This is a genomic window from Natronorubrum amylolyticum, assembly GCF_052040145.1.
In the GTDB taxonomy this organism is placed as follows: domain Archaea; phylum Halobacteriota; class Halobacteria; order Halobacteriales; family Natrialbaceae; genus Natronorubrum.
The window spans coordinates 711,145-736,870 of record NZ_JBPPFW010000001.1; the positions used below are offsets into that span (position 1 = coordinate 711,145).

The following is a 25,726-nucleotide window of genomic DNA, read 5'->3' on the forward strand; positions in this document are numbered from 1 at the left end:
TCATAGGTCTCGCCATCTCACTCCTTGTTGCTATATGGGGATTTAGTCAGATAACTGAATATTTGGGAGAGCTTCCGCTTACAAGTCCCAAATTTGCCCTCGGTATCACTGCTATCGGTTTTGGCACGATTCTTGTTCTGATTTGGTTGGCGGGACGATTTAACTGAACAATGCGCACGTGTAGTGTTCGTGTGTTTCACGCAAAAGCACACCTGAATAATAGAATTTCAACAGAGCCGACCAAACGGCCGCCGTCCGAGCCATAATATTATCTGTTCTGAAACTCTCATTCGATAATATGTCCAGTGCAACGGTCAAGTCAGTGTTAGTCAAGACGGCTGCTTCATCCAGCGGTAATGACGAAAATCTCGGATATGAGCTACAGATGACCAAGGATGATTACGATAGTTCAATCATCATTCAAGAAACACCAGATCCGAATATGACTGGGTCTCGGTATACGTTAGTGAGTAGTGGTAGGGTTTTCCCGGACGATGTGCAGGCGACGATGAAGCCATATTTTGACCGAGCAGGGTTTAATCATCACCTCAATCCGGGAACGACGAAGACGGTCGAAGAGACGGAAGTGCGAGTGATGATTGAAGCACCGAATGGGGAGGACTATCACATCCAAAAACTCGACACTGATCGGTATTATGTATCGAACGATAACAAACCGGTGAAACCCCCACAATCTGTTGAACAAAAAGCGAAAACCGTGTTCCCCGATTTCCAATCCATGTTGTGAAACAACGGATTACGTCGCAGGGTGCGCTTGCGACACCGCCCAGAGGACAAAGAGCACGACGAAGAACAATCCGAACGTCCCAACTCCAAGGAGGAGAAGCGTGCTCGTGTCAAAGTCGCCGAACGTCCCGATGATGCTGTCAAAGTCAAACTCGGGGTTCTGTGTTGCATCCTCTCGAGCGTCATTAGCGTCGGCCACGTCCTCCTCGTAGCGGTTTGGATCTCGTGGCGAGAAGTTGTACGACTGGGCGGTGAATGAGTCCTGCTGGACTTGCTCACCATCCTCGTAGCTCCGGATCTCGTCGACGGTGAACGCATACTCGAGTTCCACAGTGTCGCCCGACGGGCGAGTGAGCAAGAGTTGTCCGTCATCTCCCTCTCCCACGACGTCATCGATAGTATAGGACTCTCCTGCGTCAAGGCTGATCTCCCCGTCGTCCGCATGATCGGCCATCAGGTAGCCGTCCATCGTCTCGATGTCCTCGTACTCACTGTTATCGTCGTAATCGTCGGTCTCTTCGGGGATTTCCTCGCTATCATCGTAGTACGAGATCGAGATCGTGCCCTTGAGATCCGTTTCAAACCCAAGTTGAGAGCCATAGAGCGCTGTGATAGACGCATTGCCTTCCTCGTATCCGTACTCTTCACGGAGTCGGGAAGCAGACACGACATCGGACTCGGGCAGCTCGCCTCGAGCATATTCATTGGCAATAGCGTCAACCCAGTCGCTCACTTCGCTCGCTAGGGATTCTGCCTCGCTACGGATTGTTTCAACTGCGTTGCCACGTCGCCGGGCGTCAGCGAAAATATACCCGTCTTCATAATCAGATCCACCCATGTCGTTGGGGACACCCATACCACGTGGACTATCGACCGATTCTATTACGATGTCTGTTATTCCGTCTTCATCATCATAATAATAAAATTCGCCATTGCTTTCGAGGCCGTTAGTGTCCGAGTCTGGTGCGAACATGGATACCGCTCCCCACCCAAATGCTGCCTCAAACGTGGTCCCGTCCACTCGCTCGTAGTCGACATAAATAATATCATCAGTATCTGTCTGATTCTCCTCGTAATACTCGCTAAACGGATTCACAAGGGTTTCACTACCATCTAAATCATAACCCTCGTCCTCGGCTGGCGTAACATTGCTCATCGCCGTGAGATTATTGGGTCGTCCAGACTGATACACCCGGATGATATCGTCCGCATCATCTTCGTGCCCGTACGCCTCAAGATGGGAGAACATCTCGATCAGCTGTACCAGTTCAGTTGAGTGGTTGTCGACGATGGTTTGCTCGAGGTCACCCCAATCGGACAGTATGGACGACTCCATCTGATCTTTCAGATCAGCGATTTCCATATCGAGGGAGTGGTTAAAGTCCTGTGCGAACTCAAGTGCTGCGTCCTGCCAAACCCAGTTTTCAGACCGCTCGGCGACAAGATTCTCGAACTCCTTCTCGCCGTCGGAAGCGGTATCCATACCACGGGCAGTGGATCGCAGGTTGCGATGGGCTTGCGTGGCCGTCTCTGATTCTCCGCTATCCCGTTGTCGCCAATATGTGACCCCTGCTCCGACACCTGCCGCAATCGCATATCCGACGAGCGGTACTGCTGCGTCAGCTGTACCTACAGGAGACACGTCGTAGCCTGCTTTGTGTGCTCCTGCCCCACCGAGGCCAAGCGCTCCTCCTGCCGCCGCTGTGGACGCCATGAAGCCCCGTCGGGATCGTCCTGTGTTCTGTTCTTCTCGGTCGTGATCGTGAGATTGTGCTTTAGACATGATATCAGTATATCTATGTATGACTGATGGTGTTAAATAATAAAGATGTTTGGTGAACGATACTATCCTCTATTTTCGGCACTGCTTAGAGGAATTTATTGATGCCGAGGTAAGCTGTAATTCCGGAGACCGCAAAGACGGCCATACCGATGAGTTGTGTCGCTGGGTCGCCAGCATGGGCGAGCGTGTCAATCTCGGCAACTAGTTCAGCACTATACAGCACGCCGAGGAATCCGGCGAGCGTTGTCATAATCGCTGTTTCGATATCTCCTGACATGATACAATAGTATCAGATGGTATATGGGAATAAATATCTACGGTCGCTCGAGGAGAATTAACGCCCGGAGTGTGATCGAGTTTCGAAATCACACGCAAGCACTGTACTCCGGGCGTCGAGATCGGGCGTGACTGTAGCATGCACGATGGATCACATTGAGTCGCTCACGCCCATTCTAATATGATGGTTCTGATGAGTAAAGGGCTAACGCAAACCAGAACCGCTCGACTCTTCGAAGTAGACTCTCACAAGGCGCTGAACTAGATTTTTGATAGTCGACAGACAAATGGTTGATAGCACATGTCGTATCCCTCGGATTGGGATAGCCGTCGAAAGCGAGTCTATGAGCGTGATAACCACACCTGTCAAAATTGCGGGGCACAGGGCGGTCCACGTGGAGATGCAGAACTGCACGCACACCACAGTGTCCCGGTATCAAAAGGGGGCTCTCACGAGATGTCGAATCTGATTACGCATTGCAAATCGTGTCACGATGCGATCCACACAGACCGGATGGCTCCCTCTGCAACATTATCCAATCGTGACAGTGGATTAAATCCAGATACTAGCATGGCTCGAGGTGCGAAGGTGATGATGTGGTGGGGACTGTTTTTGCTCGCCCTCACAATAAGTCTCCCCGCTGCATTGCTTGTTGTACCAGTGTATCTATATCTCAAAATATATGATGAGGAAGATATAGAAAGGCACCTCAGTATTGCGTGGGACTATATCCGCAAGATACTGAGTTGGGTTCGAGACTACAACAAAGATGACTTGAAGCGACATCTCTATCTGTTCCAATATTATTACTTCTACATTCCAAGGAAATTGTACCAGTATATCATCAATAGCGACAAAACCCGGTTTCAGCAGTATTCGGAGTCCGAGGACCACCAGCCCAAATATGGCCAACCGCCGGATCAAATTGCTGAAAATGTCAAAAGAAAGATCTCTGAATGGGCTGATCACTGCAGCTCGCAAAACACTAATGCAGACAAAGATGTAGAGTCCCCAGTCCATATTGATGTGAAAAATTCAGCCAATACCGACGAAGATACTCCTCCATTTGATTGGCATGGGGACGATGAAGTCCCTGTTGAAATTGTACTCGACCATATCGACACAGACCTTGATCAAGACACTCGAGACGATATCAAACAAAGCGTACAGAATCATCGTGCGAGAGGAGATGCCGTTGATGCTGCGGATATCCGCTGGGTAGCCGAAGCATCTGAGAAAATGGATCTTGAGGAAGATCACCCATTCTGACGATTTGAGCAGGTGCCTCTATGAATAGGGTGTCGAACTGGGTTAGATACACTCTCAGAGTGTATATCAGAGTCTCTCAGCATACACTCTCACACACTCTCAGAGGGTGTTTCATACATGGGGTGTTGGTAAATTGAATTGGCGGAAAAAGAGGCTCAAATGAGATCACCAATATCTCGCAAGTGACTGTGCATGACTATTTTCGACGGATGTGTCTGTGCCAGATCAAATCCTCGAGCATCCTGAACTTCAAAATTCAGCGCCCATCCGGAGACAAGCGCTTTCGAATAGTCTTCGGACAGTAGGACTTGCACGTAGATTTCCGCTTGTATATCCCGCTCATCGCCCCGAGAGCGCATCCCAACCAGCAGATCCATGTGTCCATCGTCATTGCGAACTCGACTCTTTATATCGGCTCTCAGACCGTCTATAACAAGGTCGCCTTCTTCATACCCATCATACCACTCCCACTCCGCTCCAGCCGTGTCAGCGGCAACTGCGGCGGCAAACTCGCCGCATTTTCCACGGTGCGCATGGTCGCTTGACTCTGTCTCGCCCCGATCATCCCGCTCGTCGACTTCCTCGGCGGCTTCCATCTTGGCCCACGCCCGGATTTCCTCAGGGATTTGCACCACCCAGTAATCTCGCTCATCATCGCCGACCCGGTACGCTGCAGACGATTCTATCCAATCATCTACTGACGACAAATATTCATGTTCGAACTGTGCGTCGTTTTGTTGGTTTTGTACAGACATGCATGATCACTCCGTACAGAAGTTGTTGCCGTGACCGCTCTGTTCGTCGATCCGCTCTAACTCGTCCTCGCTGTACACCCCATGCCGGGCACGCTCTTCGAGCGTGCACATCTCATGAACGTCAAATGCGTTCTGCACTTTGTCATCAACCCCGCTACCAAGGGCTTCGGACATGATTTCGACCACACCTGACTCGCTAATACCAGCATCCTCGCTCGAGTCGTATGTTTCAACACCGTGATCTCGCCATCGGGTACGCCCCCCATCGTCGTCGGCCGGGGGGAGCTGTGGCAAGTCGATCTCCACGGGGGACTCGTTGTCCCCGCTGTAATCATCGAGCGTGGTTTGATCAACGCTCATCGGTCGGACACCTCGCTTTCATCGTATTCTAGCACTACCACTCCGCCAGCCGGATTCGGATGGCAATCGTTGCACAGCCAGACCGATGAGGCTTCGACGTGTCGCCATCGTCCATGATCAACTGCCCCGCAGCGGTCGCACGGGTTGCGATCAGAGGTTACCATGTAGTCTCACCCCATTCCCGCTCGGCGATGGTTGCCAGTTGTTCACGTCGCTGGACTGCATTTTGCACCTGCTCTCGAATCTCGACGATACGGGCATAGTCCTCGCCCGTAGTCCGATCCAGATCCTCCGTGCGCTCCATCAGCTTCTGTCGTTGCCACGCTATGCGTGTGTCCAGATATCGGATGCGGACACGATATGAAGCCCGTGCAACGGCAGCATCGAACGTGCGGACTACCATGATCGACCACCCAGACTAGCGGCTTCGGCGTATTCGTCGGCGAGCGACTCGGCTCGAGCCTTGGCCCGTGCTCGTTGTCGTCGTTGGAGTTCAAGAGCGGTCTCGAACTCGAGCGAGTGTTCGGAGTCGTTCATAACGCATCACCGTCGGTGAGACATCCCTCGTACGACTCGAGATATCCCTCGTCCGTCGCACGGACAGTGAGCGTACCTTGTCGGTTGCAGTTCGTGCAGACGTAATTCTCGGTGATTACGCCGTCATGTTCGTTTCCACTCTGTACCTCAAGGCAGTCACCAGATCCACAGTGCTTGCAGTTCATTGGTTTTGACACCTATACTACATGTCGGACTAAGGGTATTTAGGTTTAATTCCGATCCGACACAAATGTGTTTAGGATTAAGTGAGGATTGTGGAAAATTAGGGTTTTAGTGCTTCTATTCGGGTTTCACGCATACTCCAGAGAGTCGGTCTGTGGGATACCATGTTTGGGATTGCTTGCTTTCTTTTGTCACTAATCCCATGCTTTCCATACTGCGTAGGACTCTGAGGGCTGTTCTCTGTTTTTCGTCTTCGAGATCGAGATCCGTTGACTTGATGGATTTATTATCGTCTATATGTGAAAGTACTGCGTGCCATGCTTCGTCTCGTGCGGTTGTCATAGTATATTATACTGCTTTGGCTAGTAAATATCTATCGCTGTCTTGATAAATTATGCCTATGAGTAATTCCGACTAACAAATCGATACTAACAGGTTTGTTAGTTGCTCGCTGTCTTGCGATTCTGGTGCTTAAATAAGGAGATTTGTCAGAATTTGGGTCGACGCCCTCTGTCGATTATGATTTTGTGATCCTAACAGTGTTGTTAGTCCTGTTCGAAGGGGTGTGGTGTAATATTGGATTGGTCTGCTTGCTGGTCGATGTGTATAATACCGTGCGCAAATGTAACTTGACGATCTCAAAAATCGAATTTGGGGCAACGTAGCCCCTACGGGGCTACTGGCAGTGCAGCGAAGCTGCACAACAACGTAGCCATAGTGGAGGGGTCTATGTTGTAAGAGGTGCCCTATGTATATATATCTAACTCCGACAGGATTTGGTTTTATCATTGTTTGTAATTAAGTTAATAGTGTTGTAGGTAGTATATACTTGCATGATGATATCTTACGAGGGAGATGTGAATGGTGCGTTGGCTCGGTATGTGTTGGTGTCGGGTGAGGTGTATCGGTGTGGGGAGTGTGGTGTGTTGGTTGATTTGAGTGATGGGGAGGAGTTTTTTGATCATGAGCGTATTTATCATTGATGTGATTTGTTGTCTCCCTCATGCCATTATTCTTCCATGCTTTATTTTACTCTATGGAAGAGAGAGAAAGAAAAGATCAACTGAAACAGGATATCATCGCTCGGTATTATACGCAAGTTGGGGATCGAGAGTTCGAGTGCGACCGGTGTGGAACACAGGTGCACGTCGGAGAGACTCGGCACGGCCAAGAAGAGTGGCTCCTGCATGAGACGGAACACAATCTATCGTGTGATCTGTGCGGGCAATTGCTATGCAATTGCCAGTGACCTGTTTTAATTGTGCCGCAATTGCTGGATATATTGGTAATTGTCCGATGTTGCTCTTGTTCTGCTATTTCACAGGAGGCAGGTGGGCTGTGTCGAGCCAGAAGGCTTCGATTGCGGTGACGACTTTCTCAAATTCGTCTGGATTATCGGGTTTTCGGAGATGAGCGTTTGCGTGAAGGGTGTATGATTCAATGATATCGTCTTCTACTTCGGAATCAGAGAGGACGATAACGGGTACGAGCTTGAAGACAGGCTCGTTTTTGATCTCATTTAGAAGCTCATATCCATCCATTTGGGGGAGATGAGGGTTCAGAATCACGAGGTTTGGAGAGGGGACATCTGAGTATTCCCCACGTTTGTTGAGATAGTCAAGAGCGTCTTCTCCGGTGTTGACTATTCGGACTGTGCTGGATCGGTCGGTTTCTTCAAACAGAGTTTTAAAGTGGTGTGCGTCATCTGTGGGATCGACCAGCAGAACAGTAGTAGGCATCAGGGTAATCGATGTGTGTAATGATCTCATAGGGCTTAAAAAAGCTGGTTGCCAAGTGTGTTGGTATTTCCGTTAGATATTCTCGAGGTAGAAGTGCGTTGCTTCGTTTCCGCCATCTCAGCGGGGTTGGTGGTATATCAGATTTGGTGATAAATCGCTGTGTGGGGTATCAACCGGATAGCGTTTAAATGCTATAAGTATATAGTCGTAGTATGGATGATGACGACAGGACGACCAACGGGGATTCAGAGGATGTCGACAACGATCATTATACGGTCGATACGGGGGAGATCGTTGACTTGGAAGCCGCATTAGATGGTGACGAGATGCGCATTCCTAGTCTGAATCAGGCAGACTATACGATACTTGTCTATCTGTACCATCATACTGCAGACGTCCCGGCCAACATCGCTAACTCAACAGACTACAACCGTACGTATATCCAACAACGATGTAACCGTCTTCAGGAGTGGGATTTACTCCATAACCGTGGACACGGGGTCTACGAGTTATCTGACTCGACTCGGAATGTTGTCGATGTAACGCTGACTAACTGATTGGCTTTTTCGAATCGCAAGATGGCGTGGGGCACCGAGTGGGTATATCATGATATCTATGTCGTATACCCCCTGTATGCTTATTTAAAGACTCCACGCCGTCCTGTGGATTCTAAGGATGATGAAAACGGATGGGCGCTACAGGATTTGAACCCGTGGCAACTTGGTCCGAAGCCAAGCACTCTGTCCAGACTGAGCTAAGCGCCCTCACTTCAGCATTTTCCGGCGACCCCGTATAAGTCGCTCGGTTTGGAGGCATTTCGACAGCCACCACCACGCACACTACCGGAACTTCTCAGCCGGTGAAAAGTGCCGCCCAGGGTCTTTGTCCTGCACCCGGAACACCTAGCTATTCATGACGGTGAACGAGGCCCCAGTTCCCGACGACGGCCGGTCCAGCGACGCACCGCTCGAGTTACTCACCGACGACGAGGACGTCTGGACCGCCGTCCCCGCCGATGCGACGGGTGACGACCGTGTCTGCAAGTGGCTCTCAATCGACGCTGACGCGCTCTGCGATCTCGAGGAGTGGCGGTAACCGCCGCGCTCGAGTGAAATCGATCGCCGACTGTCCCCGATCACGCTGTCCGCTCCGGTGTGCGCCCGATCGAGTCCGGACCGTACCGTTTAACCACCAGCGCTGAGCACTCCCGGCAATGACAGCGGGGGAGACGATCCGCGGGGTGCTCGAGTTGACGCGGCCGGTGAACGTGATTGCGGCGAGCGCGCTGCCGTTCATCGGGGCGTTCGTCGCCGGTGGCGTCGGCGACCATTCGTTCGCGGTGGCGGCTGCGGTCGCGGCGACCGGACTGGCGGTCGGGGCCGGGAACGCGATCAACGACTACTTCGACCGGGAGATCGACCGGATCAACCAGCCCGACAGGGCGATTCCTCGTGGGGCGGTGAGTCCACGGGGGGCGCTCGCGTTCAGTCTCGTCCTCTTTGCGGGTGCAGTTGCGCTCGCGCTCACGCTCCCGACAGCAGCGCTCGCGATCGCGGGAATCAACCTCGTCGCGCTGGTGGCTTACACCGAACTCTTCAAGGGATTGCCGGGGATCGGCAACGCGCTGGTCGCCTATCTGGTCGGGAGTACGTTCCTCTTCGGTGCCGCGGCGGTCGGCGATATGGGGCCAGCCGTGGTGCTGTTCGTCCTCGCGGCGATTGCGACGCTAACTCGAGAGATCGTCAAGGACGTCGAGGACATCGACGGCGATCGCGAGGAAGGGTTGAACACGCTCCCGATCGCGGTCGGGGAAACGCGCGCGCTGCAGATCGCCGCCGCCCTGATCGTCGTCGGCGTCGTCGCGAGTCCGATTCCTTTCCTGCTCGGCCACTTCGGCGTCGCGTACCTGCTCGTGGTGATCCCGGCGGACGCGATCATGTGCTACGCAGCCTACGAGAGTTTCGAGGATCCGACGGCCGGACAGTCACACCTCAAATACGGGATGTTTCTCGCCGCGCTGGCGTTCGTCGTCGGCCGAGCGGCGGTGGCGATGCCGGCCGGACTCTGAGCTGAATCGCGATATAATTCACCGGCGAAAGCGGACATAATCAGCATAAATTAGCAATGGTTGTGCTCCTACAATCAAAAGTAATATAAGCTGGATCACGCATTCTCATAGCAACGCCGGAGTAGTCAGCGGACCCAGCAATGGACGTCACTACGGCTGATGGATGTGAGTATCTGGTATGTATGACCTTGCCGATGTCATTCCGGACGCCGAAATCGAATCGGGGACGAACCTGCTCGTCGCGGGCCCGCCACTGACGGGAAAGCGACAGATCGCGTTCGATATCCTCGCGAGCGGTGCTGATCGGGGCGACGGATCGATCGTCGTCACGACCAAGGATAGCGCCGACAAAGTGCTCGAGACGTTCACCGCCTCCGTCGACGCCAGTACCGACGCCAACGTCGGCGTCGTCGACTGCGTCACGAAACAGCGCGGGATCGGCACGGTCGACGACGACCCGCGGATCAAGTACGCCTCCTCGCCCGTCGATATGACCGGCATCGGGATCAAGCTCTCCGAGTTCCTCCAGGAGTTCTACGAGGACCGCGGGCTGACCGAGAACCGCGTGCTACTCCATTCGGTCTCGACGCTGCTTATGTACTCGAACCTCCAGACGGTGTTTCGCTTCCTCCACGTCTTCACCGGTCGCATCCAGAGCGCCGACGCCATGGGCGTCTACGTCATCGACTCGACGGCCCACGACGACCAGACGATGAACACGCTCAAGCAGCTGTTCGACGCCGTCATCGAACTCGAGGAGCCGGCTGACGGCGAGGAGCCGGAGATTCGGACGGCCGGGCTCTCGACCTGAGGCGTCCGCGCCACCGCCCCGAGAGGTCCGTCACTTCTTCCGTGACCCCGAAACGTTTCACTCGCGAGCCCCTACGCTCGCGTATGCCCGTCGACGCCATCGACGACCTCGCGGACGTGTTCGAGTACGAGACCATCGCCGTCGTCGGCTGCTCGAGTACGCCCGGAAAGGCGGCCCACGATGTCCCGAACTACCTTCGCGAGCAGGGCTACGACGTGATCCCGGTCAACCCCTTCGCGGACGAGATTTTCGGCCGGTCGGCGTACGACTCGCTCGCAGACGTCGAGGAGGCGATCGACGTCGTCTGTATCTTCCGCCCTAGCGAGGAAGTGAGCGGGATCGTCGACGCGGCGCTCGAGCGCGACGACGTCGAGGTCGTCTGGACCCAGCAGGGAATCCGCGACGACGAGGCGGCGGCTCGCGTCGAAGACGACGGGCGGGTGGCTGTCCAGAGTCGGTGTATGATGGTCGAGCATCGCCGGCTCTCGGCCTGACTGGTTGCATACTACCACGGAAGGATGATGTATCAGGTAGTCGACGCAGCACGTCGCTCGAGCGTCGCGAGCGCCTCCTCGAGCGAGGTGCTCATGACGCCGTCGGCGACCGTCGCGACGTGCGTGAGCGCGACGAGCACGTCCGCGAGCGGGTCGGCCGGAAGATCGGCGACTGCCTCGGCCAGTATCTCAGGGTCGACGACAGCCACGGTCTCGGAATCGGCGGCTGCACCGAACGGAAAGTCGGCGACGACCGTTTCGGCGACACGCCGCCTCGTCCGCTCGTCACCGGCCACCTGCGTGCTGATCTCGCGTTGCCGGGCCGGCGGCACGGTCTCCGCCACCGGAATCGAGCAGGCCGACTCGCAGTACCACGTCAGCGCCCGAGCCACCGCGTCGAGGATCGCTGCGTTCGGTCGATCCATGGTTTCCGCGAGGTCTCGAACGCCGGTCTCGAGGGCGGCCCGTCGGTCGGCGAACAGCGCCCCGAGCCGTCGGGGCGCGTCGGACGCGAGAAACGAGTTGGCGATCGCCGCCGGCGAGTCGCATGCCGAGAGATCGCCGTCGTAGAGTGCGGTCGGAACGCTCGCGACGCCGTTGGCCACGTCTTCCGGAAGATCCTCCACATCGTCGACGACCGTGAGGACGAACATGGCGTGTCTCGTGACCGTTCGAAGTCGCTCGAGTTGATCCTCCGAGTAGCCGTCGACCGCGCCGACCAGCGAGACGGCGAGGTCGGCCCAGACGGCGCCGCGCTCGTCGACGCGAGCGACGGCATCCTCGAGGGTCGCCGTAGTCGGCTCGAGCGCTTCCTCCCCGAGTTGCCCCCGTCCGATCTGCCGGACCGTCTCCAGGACGGGCGATAGATCGATCTCGTCGGGGAGCGAGTTTGCGGCCTCGAGAACGCTCGTAAACGCGAGATCGCCGAGCGTGACGTGTTCATTCAGTCGCCGCTTGCGATTCCCCGTCCAGTCGTCGGACTCGTCGATCGCGTCGTCGTGGAGGCTGCTCGTGACGAACAGAGCGGTTGGGATCGAAGCCAGCGTCGCCGCGAGGCCATCGTCGTCAGTCTCGAGGACGACGGCGGCGTACGTGAACGCGCCGAGGAGCCCGCCCTGGGCGGTGTACGCCTCGTACTTCGTCCGCACGGCGGGGGAGAGCTCCCGTTCGACGGGGAGGGCGAAAAGCGGCTGATCCATACGCCCACCTGTCAGCAGTACGTAATCAATGTACTGGTCACCGAGCCGGTGGTGTTCGGTACGAAAAAACGGACAGCCGACGACCGACTCGAGCTACTCGTCCCACTCCTCGAACGAGCGGTAGATCCCCTTCGAGAGGTAGCGCTCGCTCGAGTCCGGAAACACCGTCACCACCGTCTCATGTGGCGCGTCGATCTCGCCCTCCGAAATGCCGCGAGCGACCCGTTTCGTCGCGACGCTGGCGGCTCCGGCGCTCGAGGCGACGAGATGGCTTTCCTCGCGAGCCAGCCGTTTGAGTTCCTCGTGAGCCTCGCGATCGGGGACGGCGTGGACGGCGTCGACGAGATCCGGTTCGAACAGTTCGTTGGTCTCGATGTTGTGCGTGCCGATCCCCTCGGTCTTGTACTCGCCCTCCTCGCGCTCTTCGTCGAGAAATTTCCCGTACAGCGAGCCCTCGGGTTCGACGGCCGCGACGTAGGTGTTCGGGTCCTGCTCGCGCGCGTACCGCGCGATCCCCATGAGCGTCCCCGCGGTGCCACAGCCGGCGACGACGGCGCCGACCTCGTCCTCGAGCGCCTCGTAGATCTCGGGGCCGGTCGTCGCGTAGTGAGCTTCCGTGTTGAGCGGATTCGAGAACTGCTGGGGAACGACGGCGTCGTCGAGTTCGGCGGCCAGTTCGTGGGCGCGCTCGATCGCGCCGCCCATGCCCGCGTCCGTCGGCGTGTTGATGACCTCGGCGCCCAGCGCGGCCATCAACTGCTGTTTCTCCAGGCTGAAACGCTCGGGAACGACGAAGATTGCCTCGAGACCCAGCTGTTTGGCGGCGATCGCGAGCCCGATACCCGTGTTCCCCGCGGTCGGTTCGACGATCGTCCCGCCCTCGCTCACGTCGCCTCGCTCGAGCATCTCTCGGAGCATGTAGCGGCCGATCCGGTCTTTCACGCTCGCTCCGGGGTTGAACGACTCGAGTTTCGCGTAACACTGGACGTCCTCGGGACCGTCCTGAAGGGCGACGAGTGGCGTCCGACCGATCGTCTCGAGGACCGAGTCCACCGGCTGCTCGTGGGTCGTCATCGTGCTGGCAAAAGTTGCCCCTGCTGTTAGGTTTTACTCATCGAACGGAACGCGTGACTCGGTACCGAACGACCTACTCGGCGGTCGCGTCGGCCGCTTTGGCGTCGCCGACGTCGTCGTTGCCGTCGGTCCCAGTGTCGGTGCTGTCCTCGACGTCGTCACCGTCGCCTGCGGCTTCGGCCTCGTCGATGGCCGCCTCGGCGAGAATCTGTTCGCCGTCGATCCCCTGCTCTTCGGCCAACGCGAGCAACAGCGCGCGCTGTTCGGTTAGCTGGTGGTCGATGCTCTTGACCGTGTCGTGCGTGTCGTCGACCTCTTCCTCGAGGCCGATGATGCGCTGTTGAAGCTCCTGTACCTGCTTGTACATCGCTTCGGCGCGGTCCGACAAACTCTGGATCTTCTTTGCAGTGCTGCCAAGTCCCATGTCTATCCGATGTGTCGGGTAACTAATGGGCCTTTTCCTCCGGCGCTCGCTCGGCGGCGACCGCCAACACGGTTTTGACTGTCACAGAAGCCGTTCGACGACGCTCTCGAGAGGGCCAGGGAGGCGCGAGAACGACAACCCTATGCCGCGCTGCCGGTCTCGAGGAACGCCTCGCTCGCGGAATTGAACGCGTCGGGTCGGTCCTGATTGACGAGGTGGCCCGACTCTGAGAGCTCTAAGCGCTCGCCGGTCGCGACCTCCGAGACGAGTTGCGCGCCCTGCTGTTTGACCAGCGGGGCCTCCTGCTCGCCGTGGACGACGAGCGTCGGCGTCTCGACGTGCGAGAGGTTCGCGGGCTCGTACCGGTAGAGCGCGTCGAACACCTTCCGGAACTCGCTGCGGGAGATGTCGCCGACGGCGTCCATCGCTTCCGAGCGGACGTCGGGGTTCACCGACAGCCAGCGCTCGCCGGTCGTCGCCTGAATGGAGTACAGCATCGATCGGAACGTCGTCTGCGGGCCGGTCATCGACAGCGAGGTCGACAGCGCCGGCAGCGGCGACATGAGGGGTTTCATCATCGGCGGCATGTCCATCGGCGGCATCGACCGCACCGCGCCGCCGAGGATCGCGCCTGCCGCGCGGTCGGGGTGGCGGTCCATGTACTCCTGGACGACCATCGAGCCGAGCGAGAGGCCACAGAGGATCGGGTTCTCGAGATCGAGTTCCGAGAGCAGGGCCTCGAGATCGTCGGCGAAGAGTTCGATCGAGTACCGGTTGGGCTCGGTCGCGCCCGTCTGCCCGTGGCCGCGGACGTCCATCGTGACCGCCTGATACTCGTCGGCAAAACGGTCGACCTGTGGCTTCCAGGCCTGCCCGTTCATCCAGCCGCCGTGGATGAAGACCAGTGGTTGCCCGTCGCCGCGCGTTTCGTACCAGAGCGTGCCGTCCTCGAGAGCGAGTTCTGCCATTGACAGCTAGTCGGCCGCCGCACGTATAGGTCGCGGGGTTGCAAAAGTGCGAATTGAGACGGGTGCCTTTCGGACGAACGTGCCAGCCTAGTTTCGGAAGCACTCAAGTAAAAACGAGTGTACTGCTATCGCTGGCGGCGATGATTTCCACGTCCTCCCCAGCCGATTCGCTCGCACCGCTCGCTCATCCCTCGCACGGTGTCGGCGACGCACCCTCGCTATACTCGGGCACGCCGCCAGCGCGCGCCACCGCACGTGGTTCGGCCGGCCCGAAACGACGCGTTGGACTGAAACCAGCGTTACTCGAGGAAGTCCGTTACTGCTCCCGATCGGAGCCGACCCAGCGATCCCAGAAGCTCTCGAACTCGGACTCGTCCTCGGTGATCCGCTCCCACTGAGCGAGGCCGCGCTCCTCGCGGGTGCCCGGAATCGTGTTGTCGAGAACGAGGGCCGCGAGTCCGCCGACGGCCATCCCCGTCGAACCGATGATGAAGACGGTGTCGACGACGGCCTCCGCAGCCGTCTCGAGCGGGGCCGGATAGCCGGCGAGTGCGGCCTCGAGCCCAACGGCGTCGCGGAACGCGAGCGTGGACTCGAAGTTGCCCATGTAGGCCGGCATCGCCAGCCCGATGAAGAGGGCGAAGCCGACGACGAAGAGGTTTCTCGAGGAGTCTAAGTCGACGTGTTTGAGGTTCCCGATACCGACGGCGACGATCTGGGCGAACATGGCGATGAACAGCCCGCCGATGATGGGGTCCGGAATCGTCGCGATGAGCTGGCCGAAGTAGCCGATGAAGCCGAAGAACAGCATGACGACGGCGCCGATCTGGACGACGTAGCGGGAGGCGACACCGGTCAGCCCGATCGCGCCGATGTTCTCGGAGTAGGAGGTCGAACCGCCGGTGCCCATCACGCCGGAGAAGACGTTCATGAGCCCCTCCATCCCGATCCCGTGATTGATGCGCTTCTCGCTGGGTGCTGCGGAGCCAGTCAGGTTGGCCACGGCGTAGTAGTCGCCGATACTCTCGACGATCGAGGCGAGCACGCCCGCGAACATGCCGATGATAAAGGCGGTCGTGAACTCCGGAATCCCCCACTGGAACGGGTATATCGGGAGGATGAACGTCGTGTCGGTGACCTCACCGAGCGGAACGTGGCCCGGGTGGTCGGTGCCGAACACGTTCGCAACCGACAGTCCCGCGGCGACGAACCAGGCGATGCCGATCGCCAGAATCACGGGATACAAGCGGAACGCCTTGTGTTTGATGTCGAGATACTGCGAGAACAACAGGATGAGACCGAGCGCCAGTCCGAGCAGCAGCCAGCTCTGCTCTTGCTCCGGGGTCGTAATTTGGGGCGCGTCGAACAGCGCCAGTCCGATCAGGGCAATCGTCGGCGCGATGACGACGGGCGAGAGGAAGCGTCGGAGTTTCCCGACGAGGCCGAAGTACCCCATCGCGACTTGAACCGCTGCGGCGACGATGATCGCTCCCTGTAGCTGCAGGAGAGCGGCCTGCCAGTTGTCCCCAGTTCCGACGCCGCCCGCCGTGACGACGGCCACGATGGCGAGCGCGGGTGCGAGCATCGAGAACGGCGCGCCCTGGACGATCGGGTACCGGTTCCCGAACGTCGTCTGGGCCAGCGTCGCGATTCCCGAGACGACGAAGAAGGTGCCGACGAACTGCGCCGTCACGTCGCCGGGCATCCCCATCGTATCGGCCAAAATCAGCGGCACCGCGATGTTCGCCCCGACCATCGTCAGGTAGTGCTGGATGCCGAGCACCGCCGATTCGCCGATCGGCGGCCGGTCGTCGATGCCGTACTCGATATCGTCGCTGACGTCGCGACCGTCTGGATCACCGCCGGTGTCAGCGCCTCCGTCTGCCGATTCGTCCCCCGTTTCAGTCATTTCTCGTCGGATAACGAGCGACCGGGGTCAAATGGATGTTGATCCGTCGGGCGTAATGCTCCGACGGAATCGAGTCCGGCGTACGCTCACCGAACGCGCCGCCAAACGTGTCCGCAGTCGTCGCACTCGAGTCGTTGTTCGACCCCCTCGTCGAGGACGCGTCGCTCGAGTTCGGTTCCGGCGTTGGACAGACACGACGGACAGTCGTGTCGCTCGCTGACGTTCACGAAATACGAGTATCGGGCCGCGATCCTGTGCGATGCGCCTACTTAGTTGGGGATCCGTCCGCCGCAGCCCGATCGGCCGCGGCACGAACCGTCTCGGCGGACAGCGACGAGAGGCTGACCAGTTCACCGTCGGCTTCGGCCGCGACCAGTTCCGACAGTCCGGCCCGGGAGTTGTCGCCGGCGTCCACGACGATCACCGTCGCGTCCTCGGCCGCGAGCCCGCGTGCGGCTCGTCGGGTCGCCTCAGTCGGACTGCCGTCGGCGACGTTCGCCCGACCGTCCGTCACGCAGACGACGACCGAGGCGTCGGTCTCCGCGCGCTCGAGTACCCGTCTCGAGGTCTCGAGCCCCGCCGGAAGCGGCGTTCGATCGCCCGAGGGTAACTCCTTTAGGTGCCGCGCGGCCAGCGAGACGCTGTCGGTGGGCGGCAAGAGGACCTCGGCATTTTCGCCCGCGAATGCGACGAAGGCGACCTGATCGCGGTGTTCGTAGCTGTCGCGCAGGAGTTCGAGGACGACCCCCTTCGCGGTGCGCATCGCGGGTCGCATCGAGGCGCTGGCGTCGACCGCGAAGACGATCGTCACCGACGTCTCGCCCGCACGGACCGACTGACGGAGGTCCCGTTTTTCGACCTTCGAGTCCCCTCGAGCCGCGGCGGATCGAACCGACGCCGCCGCGTCGATCGGGCCGTCCCCCGACGCGGGTTCCGTTCGGACTCGAGCGCCGCGGTTGTCGACGCTGGGGGTCGTACTCGCTCGAGCGCCACCGTTCCCCGTCGCCCGTCGGCTTTCGACGGCCGGCGAGTCGAGGTCGGGCGCCCGTGCATCGCCGACGTCGGCAACCTCGCCGCGTCGCTGGCCGGGGACGAGCGGTTGGGCTTCGCCCTCCTCGCCACCATCGCCGTCTTCACCGTCAGTATCGTCCGAATCTCGTTTGTCCGAGTCGTCGCGCTCGCTGTCCGCGTCGGAGTCTGCGTGGGAGGGTGTGGGACTGTCCCCTGCAGGCTCGGTGCCGTCGTCGGGTTGGCGTTCGGATCCTGAGTCGTCCGTCTTCGGGGCGCCGTTCCCGTCCGAGTCGTCGGCCCCGTCGTCACCACCTTCCGAATCCGACTCGGCGTGGTCCTCACCCCCCTCGCCGCCGGACTCGTTTCCCGTCTCACCGGCGTCCTCTCCGTCGCCACCTTCGCTCTCGTTCTCACCCGACTCCCCCTCACCGTCCTCGCGATCCTCGGGTGAGTCCTCCTCGAATCGGTCCTCGAGTATATCCTCCAAATCCGGTTCGTCCTCGAACGGCGTGCTCCGGAGTCGGTGGGGCAGTGCGTAGCGCGCGGCCTCGTGGACGTCCGACTCGATGACCGTCGTCCGGCCCTCGAGTGCCGCGATGGTCATCGCGGTCCGGGCCGTCGCCATGTCGCCGCGGTGGCCGTCGACGCCGGCCTCGAGACAGAGGTGGGCGATCTCCTCCTTGAAATCCGCGGGGAGGGCGACGCTCGAGAGCCGCTCGCGGGCCGATACGAGCTCTTCTCGCAAGGCTGCCGTCTCGTCGGCGTGCTCGGCCCACGGATCCGATTCGTCGGTCCCGTCGTCGGTTCCCGACCCGTCGGCCTCGAGCGCTCGATCGATGATTTCGACGCGATCGTCGACCTCACGACAGCCCTCGACGGTGGCCTGGAGAGCGAACCGATCCCGCAACTGCGGCCGGAGGTCGCCCTCCTCGGGGTTCATGGTCCCGATCAGGGTGAACCCGGCGGGATGTGAGACGCTGATCCCGTCGCGCTCGACGGTGTTGACGCCGCTTGCGGCCGAGTCGAGGATGACGTCGACGAGGTGGTCGTCGAGCAGGTTGACCTCGTCGACGTAAAGAATTCCCCGGTGGGCGCGAGCGAGCAGCCCCGGATCGAAGTCGGCCGCGCCGGCGAGGGCATCTTCGACCGAGAGGGTGCCGACGACGCGGTCGCGAGTCGCCCCTAACGGAAGCGTCACGAGTGGAACGGGCCGAGTCTCGATCGGGAACTCCTCGCCGTCGCGTTCGCGGCAGTCGGCACACTGGAGACTCGAGTCGTCGGGCGAACAGCCGTACGGACAGTCGGCGACGGCTCGCTGGTCGGGGAGGAGGTCCACGAGTCCCCGGACGGCGGTCGACTTCGCGGTGCCTTTCTCGCCGACGATCAGGGCACCGTCGAGACCGTCGTTGGCCGCGACGGCGCACAGCACGCGCTTTAACTCGTCCTGCCCGACGATCGCCGGAAAGGGGAGTGACGACAGCTTTTTGCCCCCAGCGTCTGCAACCATAGTTGAGCTAATACAACAGAGGTTTAAAAACACGATGACACGGATCGGGATCTACACCGCGACGGAGAACGAACTCGGCTCGATCGGCCAGGCCGCCGAGCGCCTCGAGGACGTCGAGCTGGTCGTTCGCTCGGAGAGCGACCTCGAGGACGAGGCCGACATCGAGGAGTTCGTCGAGGAATTGACCGACGCCGCCGCGGCCATCTTCTGGCTGCACGGCGCCGAAGACAGCATGCCGGGCTACGACTACGCGACGGGCGCGCTCGAGGAGGCGGGCGTCCCGCTGATCGTGAAGGCGACCGGCGACGCCTTCGCGTTCGAGGATACGACGGTCTCGGAGGGTCATCGTGACCTCGTCTACGACTATCTGGAGAAGGGCGGGACGATCAACGTCGAAAACTGCTGTCGGTTCCTCGTCGCCGAGTACGAGGGCCGAGACGTCGAGTACGACGAACCCGCCGAACTCCCCACGGAGGGCGTCTACCACCCCGACTATCCGGGCGCCGAGTACGAGGATCTGCTCGAGACTCACGATCCCGAGAAGCCGACGGTCGCGGTCTGGTTCTACGAATCTCACTGGACCCACGAGAATACGCGATACGTGGATGCGCAGGTTCGAGCGCTCGAGGAGCAGGGCGCGAACGCCCTGCCAATCTTCTGTAATCCGGCGACCGATACGGACGAGCAAGAGGATGCGGAGTGGGTCACGGACAACTGGCTCATCGACGACGCTGGTAATTCCGTTGTGGATACCGTCCTCTCCTCGTTCATGTTCTCACTCTCCATGGACGAACGCGGCCGCAGCGCCAGCGACGAGGGCTCGAGCGCCGAGGACGTCTTCCTCGACCGGCTCGGGGTGCCCGTGCTGCAGACGATCACCACGATGCGATCCCGGTCGCGGTACGAATCCAGCGATACGGGTGTGATGGGGTTCGAACTCGCGCTCTCGGTCGCCCTGCCCGAGTTCGACGGCAACGTCATCACCCACCCGATCTCGGGGAAAGAACGAACCGACGACGAGGCCGGCATCGGCAGCGCGCCGAAACACCACTACCCGATCGAGGAACGAGTCGATCACGCGACACGGCTCGCGGTCAACTGGGCGCAACTCCGTCACACGCCCAACGAGGACAAACGAATCGCCGTCGTCCTGCACAACTACCCGCCGAGCGACGACGGCATCGGGACCGCGTTCGGGCTCGATTCGCCGGAGTCGACCGTGAATCTGCTCGAGGAGCTTGACGCTCGAGGGTACGACCTCAACGATGAGATGCCCGACGACGGCCAGACACTCGTCGAGAAACTCACCTCGCAGCTGACTCTCGAGGACCGCTGGGTCGCCCCCGAGGACGTTCGCGACCTCTCGGTCGATGTCGTCTCCACCGACACCTACGCGGACTGGTTCGCCGACGCCGACGAGCGGTTTCAGGAGAACATCATCGACGAATGGGGCGACGTGCCGGACCGGCCGTTCGCGATTCCGGGCGTCGAGTTCGGTAACGTCCTCGTCACGGTCCAGCCCCCGCGCGGGTTCGGCATGGACCCCTCGAAAGTCTACCACGATTCCGACCTGCAGCCGCCACACGACTACTACGCCTTCTACGGCTGGCTCAAGAATACGTTCGAGGCCGACGGCGTCGTTCACCTCGGTACCCACGGCAGCCTCGAGTGGCTCCCCGGCAAGACCGTCGGGCTGAACGGCGAGAGCGCGCCGGACCAGTTGATCGACGACATCCCGAACGTCTATCCCTACATCGTCAACAACCCCGGCGAGGGGACCCAGGCCAAACGCCGGTCCTACGCTGCTATCGTCGACTACCTGACGCCGGTTATGCGGAACGCGGGCACGTACGACGAGTTGTCCGAACTCGAGGAACTCGCAAACCAGTACCGCGAAGCCGGGATGGAAGACGCCCGCGCCGACGATGGGCAACACCTCGAGGACCTCATGCGCGAGAAGGTCGAGGAACTCGATCTCGCCGTAGAGTTGGGTATCAAAGGCACGATCGACGAGAAGGCCGACGTCCGCGGTCCGGACGAGGCAGGTTCGACCTTGGCTGAGGGCGACGTCGACGGTGAGGACCTCGAAATCGACGACCTCGTCGAACGCATCCACGAGTACCTTACGGACGTCAAAACGACCCAGATTCGGCTGGGACTGCACACGATGTCCGAACCGCCGGCGGACGAGCGCCTCGTGGAGTATCTCGTCGCGCTGACGCGCCTCGAGAATCCCGGCGCGCCGAGCCTGCGCGAGAGCGTGGCCGGCGCGCTCGGCGTCGACTACGAGAAAATGCTGAACTCGCCCGGCGAGTACGACGAGGCGCTGGGGATGACCTACGCCGAGGCCGCGGACGTGGTCTACGAGACCAGCGTCGATCTGATCGAGACGCTCGCCGAGCACGAGTTCGACGTTCCCGTGTCGGAACTCGAGGGTGGCCCCGACGATGAGGTCAACATGAACCTGCTCGTCGTCGACCTCGAGACGATCGGCGACGGCCGCGCGAAGTCACGCGCCCACGACAACCTGCGGAAGGCCCTCGCGTACATCTGCGAGGAGGCCCAGCCCCGCGTTCAGGGGGCCGAAGACGAGATTCCGCGCACCGTCGACGCGCTCTCGGGCGAGTACGTGCCGCCGGGTGGCTCCGGCGCCCCGACCCGCGGCGGCGTCGACCTGTTGCCGACGGCGCGCAACTTCTACACGCTCGACCCCCGCAAGGTGCCCGCGAAGGCAGCCTGGCAGGTCGGCAGCGAAGTTGCGGAGGGCGTGCTCGAGCGCCACCACGCCGAACACGACGGGTATCCCGAAGAGATCGGGGTCGTCGCGTGGGGGACACCGACCGTCCGCACCCGCGGCGAAACGATCGCGCAGGTGCTCGCCACGATGGGCGTCGAGCCACAGTGGACCGACGCCGGTCGAATCGACGACGTCGAGCCGATTCCGCTCGAGGACCTTGACAGACCCAGAATCGACGTCACGACCCGCGTCTCCGGGCTGTTTCGGGACGCGTTCCCTGCAGCCGCGGGCGTCATCCACGACGCCGTCGACGCCGTGGTCGACCTCGACGAGCCCCACGAAATGAACTACGTCAAAAAGCACGTCGAGGAGGAGGCCGAGCAACTGCAGGATGAGGACGGTCTCGACGAATCTGACGCCCGAAAAGCGGCCCTCCACCGCGTCTTCACCACCAAGCCCGGCGGCTACGGCGCGGGGACGAACAAGGCCGTCGACGAAGGGAACTGGGAGGATCGGTCCGACCTCGCCAACGTCTACGTCCAGTGGGGCGGCTACGCGATGGGATCGAGAGGGCGGGTTTCGGACGCTCACGACGCCTTCGAGCGCCGGCTTTCCAGTGTGGACGCCACCGTCAAGATCGAGGACACGATGGAACAGGACGAGTTCGACTCCTCGGACTGGTACGCCTTCCACGGCGGCTTCATCTCCGCGGTGTCCGAAATCTCGGGCGAGGAGCCCGCCTCCTACGTCGGCGACTCCTCCGACCCCGACAACGTCGACATCTACACGAACGAGGAGAAGGTCCGCAAAGCGATGCGTGCTCGCGTGCTGAACCCCGACTGGCTCGAGTCCATGGAAGAGCACGGCTACAAGGGCGCCGGCGACCTCTCGACGACGGTCGACGTGACCCTCGGCTGGGACGCGACGACGGGTGTCATCTCGGATACCCTGTGGGCCGACGTCGCCGCAAAGTTCGCTTTCGACGAGGACCGACAGGAGTGGATGCGCGACGTGAACCCGTGGGCCCTCGAGTCCATCACGGACACCCTTCTCGAGGCCGTCGAGCGCGACCTCTGGGACGCCGACGACGAGACCGTCGACCGGCTTCGGGATCTGAACCTCGAGGTCGAGGGCGACCTCGAGGCGCGGACGACAAACGATGCTGTGGGGGTGGCGAACGATGACTAATGAACGTGTTCGGCTGCGAGCCGATACTTGCGGCCCGGAGAGTGATACCCGATGACCGATAGCGACCAGGAGTTCGAGAATGAGTACGCCGATCTCGGCGCGACGACACAGAACGCGATGGACATCGCGGAGACGAGCATGGATATCGTCCGGCAGTTCGTCCCGGACGAAACGCTTGCGGACCGAATCCGCCAGAAATCGGTCCACTCGATGGGTGACATCGAGTTCCAGCACCTGATCGAATTTTCGGGGAGCGACGAACTCGGCGACGACGAGGACGCCCCAATCCGCGCCGGTGCACGAGCCGTCCTCGAGGAATCGACCATCGTCACCGATATCACGATGTCCAAGGCCGGTATCACCGGCCGCGGCCACAACTGCGAGAAGCGCAAGGCGATCGGCAACGGGGCGGAACTGGCGAAGGAGACGGGGATGACCCGGACCGCCGCCTCGGTGCTCGAACTCGACAAGCAGGGCGTCTACGACGGCGCGATCGCGACGATCGGGAACGCTCCGACGGCCGCGTTCGCACTCGCGGACTGCATCGAGAACGGTACCCGGCCAGCAGCGATCGTCGCGACTCCCGTCGGATTCGTCAAGGCCGAGGAGAGCCGCCAGCGAATCCGCGAGGTCAGCGAGGACTACGACATCCCGGCGATTACGAACGTCGGCCGCCGCGGCGGGAGCGGGCTGGCCGCCGCGCTGACGAACGAACTGATCCACGTCGCGAAAGACGTTCGAACGGACGGGCTCGAGTTGGAGCTGACGGCCGACGAGCGGGCCGCACGGACCACCACGGATTTCGAGGAGGGCAAATGAGCGGCGAGTACGACCTCGAGGCGGGGCCGGATCCGGCGACGTTCGCCGCGGCTACGGCGGAGTCGGATATCGATGAAGCGACGGACGACCCCGTCTACGCCGTTGGCGTCGGCCCTGGCAATCAGGAGTTCCTGACGCCCCGTGGCCGGCGGGCGATTGAGGAAGCGGATGTCGTCGTCGGATTCACGACCGTCGTCGAGTTCGTCGAGGATCTGACCGACGCTGACCTGCTGACCTGTGGCTACAAGGACGAGGCCGAGGCGCTCGAGGAATTCGGTGAGCGCATCGCGGCCGGCGAGTCCGGCACGGCGGTCGCGATGGGCGATCCGAACCACTCTGGCTACCAGTTCGTCGGGAAAGTGCAAGATGCGGTCGAACGCACGGTCCCGGACCGGCCGGTTCGCGTCGTTCCCGGCATCTCCTCGCTTCAGATGGCCGCGAGTCGCGCCCGGACGCCGATGGAGGATACCGAGTTCGTCACGCTTCACAAGAGCGGCGACCTCGAGGCCGACATGGACCGCCTCGCGACTGCGGTGACGGTGGACGAACGACACCTGCTCGTGTTGCCCCGGCCCTACGATCGGATGCCCGGCGATCTCGCCCAGTTTCTGCTCGAGGAGGGAGCCGAGCCCGATCTCGAGGCGTTAGTGCTCGAAAAACTAACGCACGACGACGAGCAGATCCACCGCTTCACGCTGTCCGAGTTGGCCGAACACGCCGGTGGAAGCGGGACGGAGGACACGCCGTTCTCCGATCTGGTCGTGCTCGCGGTCAGACAGCCCGTGTCGTAACCCGACTCGAGTCGCGTTTGGACGGCCGCCTCGCCGTCCCGTAACTGTTCGAGGATGCGTACCGTCGCCGCTCGAGAAAATCGCGACGACGCGTAACAGAACGAACTACTCGGGCACGTCGCCGACCATAATGTACTTCTCGTAATTCGGCTCCTGTCCCCAGAGCGCAGACTCCGCCAGGGGGTCGTACTCGACGTTCTCGAGGCCCTGCTCTCTGAGGAACGCAGCCAGCTCTTCGGGCGGCCGACCGTCGTACAACGGCAGGTCGTCGTGAATCTCCTCGTAGCCCTCGAACGTCTCGTCGAAGTCCCAGTGCCCCTCAATCAGGACGATGCGACCGCCGGGGTGGACGACGCGCTGCCACTCGTCGATCGCGTTCTCCGGGGCCGGCAGCGTCCAGATGAGGTGGCGTGCCGTTACCAGATCGTAGGTGTCCTCACGCTGTGCCAAGTTCTCCGCGTCGCCGTGCTGAAACTCGGCGGACAGTTCCGACTGTTCGACTTTCGCTCGCGCCTGCTCGAGCATTTCCGGCGCGAAGTCGACGCCTGTGACGTCGTGGCCGAGCTCCGCCAGCAGCAAGGAGATCACGCCGGTGCCACAGCCGACGTCGAGGACCTGCTGTGGGGTGTCGCCCGTCCACGGACGCAGCACCGACAGCCACGCTTCGCGTTGTTCCTCGCTGTGAATGCCGTGTTGACTGTCGTCATCGAACGAATCGGCGCGGCCGCCCCAGTACTGCTGGACAGTCGCCTTGACCTCCTCGTCGGACTGGGTCGGTTGAGTCATCGTTCACCCCCGCTACTGCGGTCAGTGTACTGTGCCGACAGACAGTGTTCGAACGGCTCGTGCGGGACAGTTCGGGCACGTGCCTCCGTTCCGAATACTCGCCGTCTCGAGTCGTGTGCTGATTGCATAGGTGTAGTCGACTGGCCGTTCCCGTTCGCAGTAGGTTGATACCCAGTCACGAAACGGCAATACATCCGCAAACGAGGTTATTACAAATAAGTCTGCCTCTAGGTGTCTGTGCTAAGTGAGGTTGGGTAGGATATGTACGGATGAATACAGCGACGAAACGC

General features: G+C 60.4%; 22 protein-coding genes, 1 tRNA gene and 1 pseudogene. 11 read left to right on the plus strand and 13 right to left on the minus strand.

Going from position 1 to position 25,726, the window contains the following annotated elements; genetic code table 11:
* Positions 1 to 298: 298 nt before the first annotated feature.
* Positions 299 to 748 carry a hypothetical protein gene (locus tag ACSFDB_RS03600; protein WP_440769666.1) on the plus strand — a complete coding sequence of 150 codons (450 nt, stop codon included), beginning with the start codon at positions 299 to 301 and terminating at the stop codon, positions 746 to 748.
* Between the two features lie 9 nt (positions 749 to 757).
* Here ACSFDB_RS03600 and ACSFDB_RS03605 read toward each other — a convergent pair whose 3' ends face one another.
* Both ACSFDB_RS03605 and ACSFDB_RS03610 read right to left on the minus strand, forming a co-directional pair.
* Positions 758 to 2,530 carry an Env/VP5 family phage fusion protein gene (locus ACSFDB_RS03605; RefSeq protein ID WP_502260882.1) on the minus strand — a complete coding sequence of 591 codons (1,773 nt, stop codon included), beginning with the start codon at positions 2,528 to 2,530 and terminating at the stop codon, positions 758 to 760.
* 85 nt (positions 2,531 to 2,615) lie between these two features.
* The gene (locus ACSFDB_RS03610) at positions 2,616 to 2,807 is read right to left on the minus strand and encodes a hypothetical protein (RefSeq protein WP_440769668.1); all 192 of its coding nucleotides are present in this window, start codon (positions 2,805 to 2,807) and stop codon (positions 2,616 to 2,618) included.
* Positions 2,808 to 3,107: 300 nt separating this feature from the next.
* On the opposite strand from ACSFDB_RS03610, the pseudogene ACSFDB_RS03615 reads away from it, so the two are divergent.
* Both ACSFDB_RS03615 and ACSFDB_RS03620 read left to right on the plus strand, forming a co-directional pair.
* Positions 3,108 to 3,302: pseudogene (locus ACSFDB_RS03615) on the plus strand (HNH endonuclease); the annotation flags it as partial.
* Positions 3,303 to 3,398: 96 nt separating this feature from the next.
* Positions 3,399 to 4,076, plus strand: a complete 678-nt coding sequence (locus tag ACSFDB_RS03620; protein WP_440770181.1) for a hypothetical protein — start codon at positions 3,399 to 3,401, stop codon at positions 4,074 to 4,076.
* Positions 4,077 to 4,231: 155 nt separating this feature from the next.
* Here the strand turns inward: ACSFDB_RS03620 and ACSFDB_RS03625 are convergent, their stop codons facing one another.
* From ACSFDB_RS03625 to ACSFDB_RS03635, 3 genes are all read right to left on the minus strand, one after another.
* Complete coding sequence (locus ACSFDB_RS03625; RefSeq protein WP_440769669.1) at positions 4,232 to 4,831, minus strand: hypothetical protein; 600 nt, start codon at positions 4,829 to 4,831, stop codon at positions 4,232 to 4,234.
* A 6-nt stretch (positions 4,832 to 4,837) separates the two neighbouring features.
* On the minus strand, positions 4,838 to 5,191 hold the full coding sequence (locus ACSFDB_RS03630; RefSeq protein ID WP_440769670.1) for a hypothetical protein: 354 nt from the start codon (positions 5,189 to 5,191) through the stop codon (positions 4,838 to 4,840).
* A gap of 2,033 nt (positions 5,192 to 7,224) precedes the next feature.
* Positions 7,225 to 7,650 (minus strand): response regulator, encoded by a 426-nt coding sequence (locus tag ACSFDB_RS03635; protein ID WP_440769671.1) that lies wholly within the window; start codon positions 7,648 to 7,650, stop codon positions 7,225 to 7,227.
* A gap of 212 nt (positions 7,651 to 7,862) precedes the next feature.
* Between ACSFDB_RS03635 and ACSFDB_RS03640 the strand changes: the two genes are divergently transcribed.
* Positions 7,863 to 8,207 (plus strand): winged helix-turn-helix domain-containing protein, encoded by a 345-nt coding sequence (locus ACSFDB_RS03640; protein WP_440769672.1) that lies wholly within the window; start codon positions 7,863 to 7,865, stop codon positions 8,205 to 8,207.
* 132 nt (positions 8,208 to 8,339) lie between these two features.
* On the opposite strand, the gene ACSFDB_RS03645 is transcribed toward ACSFDB_RS03640, so the two are convergent.
* A tRNA-Arg gene (locus tag ACSFDB_RS03645) sits at positions 8,340 to 8,414 on the minus strand.
* A 148-nt stretch (positions 8,415 to 8,562) separates the two neighbouring features.
* Here ACSFDB_RS03645 and ACSFDB_RS03650 point away from each other — a divergent pair.
* The 4 genes from ACSFDB_RS03650 to ACSFDB_RS03665 all read left to right on the plus strand — a co-directional run bounded on the left by ACSFDB_RS03650 (position 8,563) and on the right by ACSFDB_RS03665 (position 11,023).
* The gene (locus tag ACSFDB_RS03650) at positions 8,563 to 8,745 is read left to right on the plus strand and encodes a DUF7511 domain-containing protein (protein ID WP_090304723.1); all 183 of its coding nucleotides are present in this window, start codon (positions 8,563 to 8,565) and stop codon (positions 8,743 to 8,745) included.
* A gap of 118 nt (positions 8,746 to 8,863) precedes the next feature.
* Positions 8,864 to 9,718, plus strand: a complete 855-nt coding sequence (locus ACSFDB_RS03655; protein ID WP_440769673.1) for a geranylgeranylglycerol-phosphate geranylgeranyltransferase — start codon at positions 8,864 to 8,866, stop codon at positions 9,716 to 9,718.
* A gap of 178 nt (positions 9,719 to 9,896) precedes the next feature.
* Positions 9,897 to 10,529: an RAD55 family ATPase gene (locus ACSFDB_RS03660; RefSeq protein WP_440769674.1), complete on the plus strand. Its 633-nt coding sequence runs from the start codon at positions 9,897 to 9,899 to the stop codon at positions 10,527 to 10,529.
* An 83-nt stretch (positions 10,530 to 10,612) separates the two neighbouring features.
* Positions 10,613 to 11,023 carry a CoA-binding protein gene (locus tag ACSFDB_RS03665; protein WP_440769675.1) on the plus strand — a complete coding sequence of 137 codons (411 nt, stop codon included), beginning with the start codon at positions 10,613 to 10,615 and terminating at the stop codon, positions 11,021 to 11,023.
* 32 nt (positions 11,024 to 11,055) lie between these two features.
* Here the strand turns inward: ACSFDB_RS03665 and ACSFDB_RS03670 are convergent, their stop codons facing one another.
* The 6 genes from ACSFDB_RS03670 to ACSFDB_RS03695 all read right to left on the minus strand — a co-directional run bounded on the left by ACSFDB_RS03670 (position 11,056) and on the right by ACSFDB_RS03695 (position 19,115).
* Positions 11,056 to 12,222 (minus strand): hypothetical protein, encoded by a 1,167-nt coding sequence (locus ACSFDB_RS03670; RefSeq protein WP_440769676.1) that lies wholly within the window; start codon positions 12,220 to 12,222, stop codon positions 11,056 to 11,058.
* Between the two features lie 93 nt (positions 12,223 to 12,315).
* Positions 12,316 to 13,296: a PLP-dependent cysteine synthase family protein gene (locus ACSFDB_RS03675; protein ID WP_440769677.1), complete on the minus strand. Its 981-nt coding sequence runs from the start codon at positions 13,294 to 13,296 to the stop codon at positions 12,316 to 12,318.
* A 73-nt stretch (positions 13,297 to 13,369) separates the two neighbouring features.
* Positions 13,370 to 13,720, minus strand: coding sequence for a DUF5798 family protein (locus tag ACSFDB_RS03680; protein ID WP_440769678.1), 351 nt, complete (start codon positions 13,718 to 13,720; stop codon positions 13,370 to 13,372).
* A 140-nt stretch (positions 13,721 to 13,860) separates the two neighbouring features.
* Entirely contained in the window at positions 13,861 to 14,688 is an 828-nt protein-coding gene (locus ACSFDB_RS03685) for an alpha/beta fold hydrolase (protein ID WP_440769679.1), read from the minus strand.
* Between the two features lie 316 nt (positions 14,689 to 15,004).
* Entirely contained in the window at positions 15,005 to 16,597 is a 1,593-nt protein-coding gene (locus tag ACSFDB_RS03690; RefSeq protein ID WP_440769680.1) for a uracil-xanthine permease family protein, read from the minus strand.
* 265 nt (positions 16,598 to 16,862) lie between these two features.
* Positions 16,863 to 19,115 carry a VWA domain-containing protein gene (locus ACSFDB_RS03695; protein ID WP_440769681.1) on the minus strand — a complete coding sequence of 751 codons (2,253 nt, stop codon included), beginning with the start codon at positions 19,113 to 19,115 and terminating at the stop codon, positions 16,863 to 16,865.
* Between the two features lie 34 nt (positions 19,116 to 19,149).
* Between ACSFDB_RS03695 and cobN the strand changes: the two genes are divergently transcribed.
* From cobN to ACSFDB_RS03710, 3 genes are read left to right on the plus strand one after another with little or no spacing between them, the layout of a single operon-like run.
* On the plus strand, positions 19,150 to 23,040 hold the full coding sequence (gene cobN / locus ACSFDB_RS03700; protein WP_440769682.1) for a cobaltochelatase subunit CobN: 3,891 nt from the start codon (positions 19,150 to 19,152) through the stop codon (positions 23,038 to 23,040).
* 51 nt (positions 23,041 to 23,091) lie between these two features.
* On the plus strand, positions 23,092 to 23,859 hold the full coding sequence (locus ACSFDB_RS03705) for a precorrin-8X methylmutase (protein ID WP_440769683.1): 768 nt from the start codon (positions 23,092 to 23,094) through the stop codon (positions 23,857 to 23,859).
* Positions 23,856 to 24,650: a cobalt-precorrin-7 (C(5))-methyltransferase gene (locus ACSFDB_RS03710; RefSeq protein WP_440769684.1), complete on the plus strand. Its 795-nt coding sequence runs from the start codon at positions 23,856 to 23,858 to the stop codon at positions 24,648 to 24,650. The genes ACSFDB_RS03705 and ACSFDB_RS03710 overlap by 4 nt, the downstream gene beginning before the upstream one ends.
* A gap of 105 nt (positions 24,651 to 24,755) precedes the next feature.
* Here ACSFDB_RS03710 and ACSFDB_RS03715 read toward each other — a convergent pair whose 3' ends face one another.
* Positions 24,756 to 25,436 carry a class I SAM-dependent methyltransferase gene (locus ACSFDB_RS03715; protein ID WP_440769685.1) on the minus strand — a complete coding sequence of 227 codons (681 nt, stop codon included), beginning with the start codon at positions 25,434 to 25,436 and terminating at the stop codon, positions 24,756 to 24,758.
* Positions 25,437 to 25,726 lie beyond the last annotated feature (290 nt).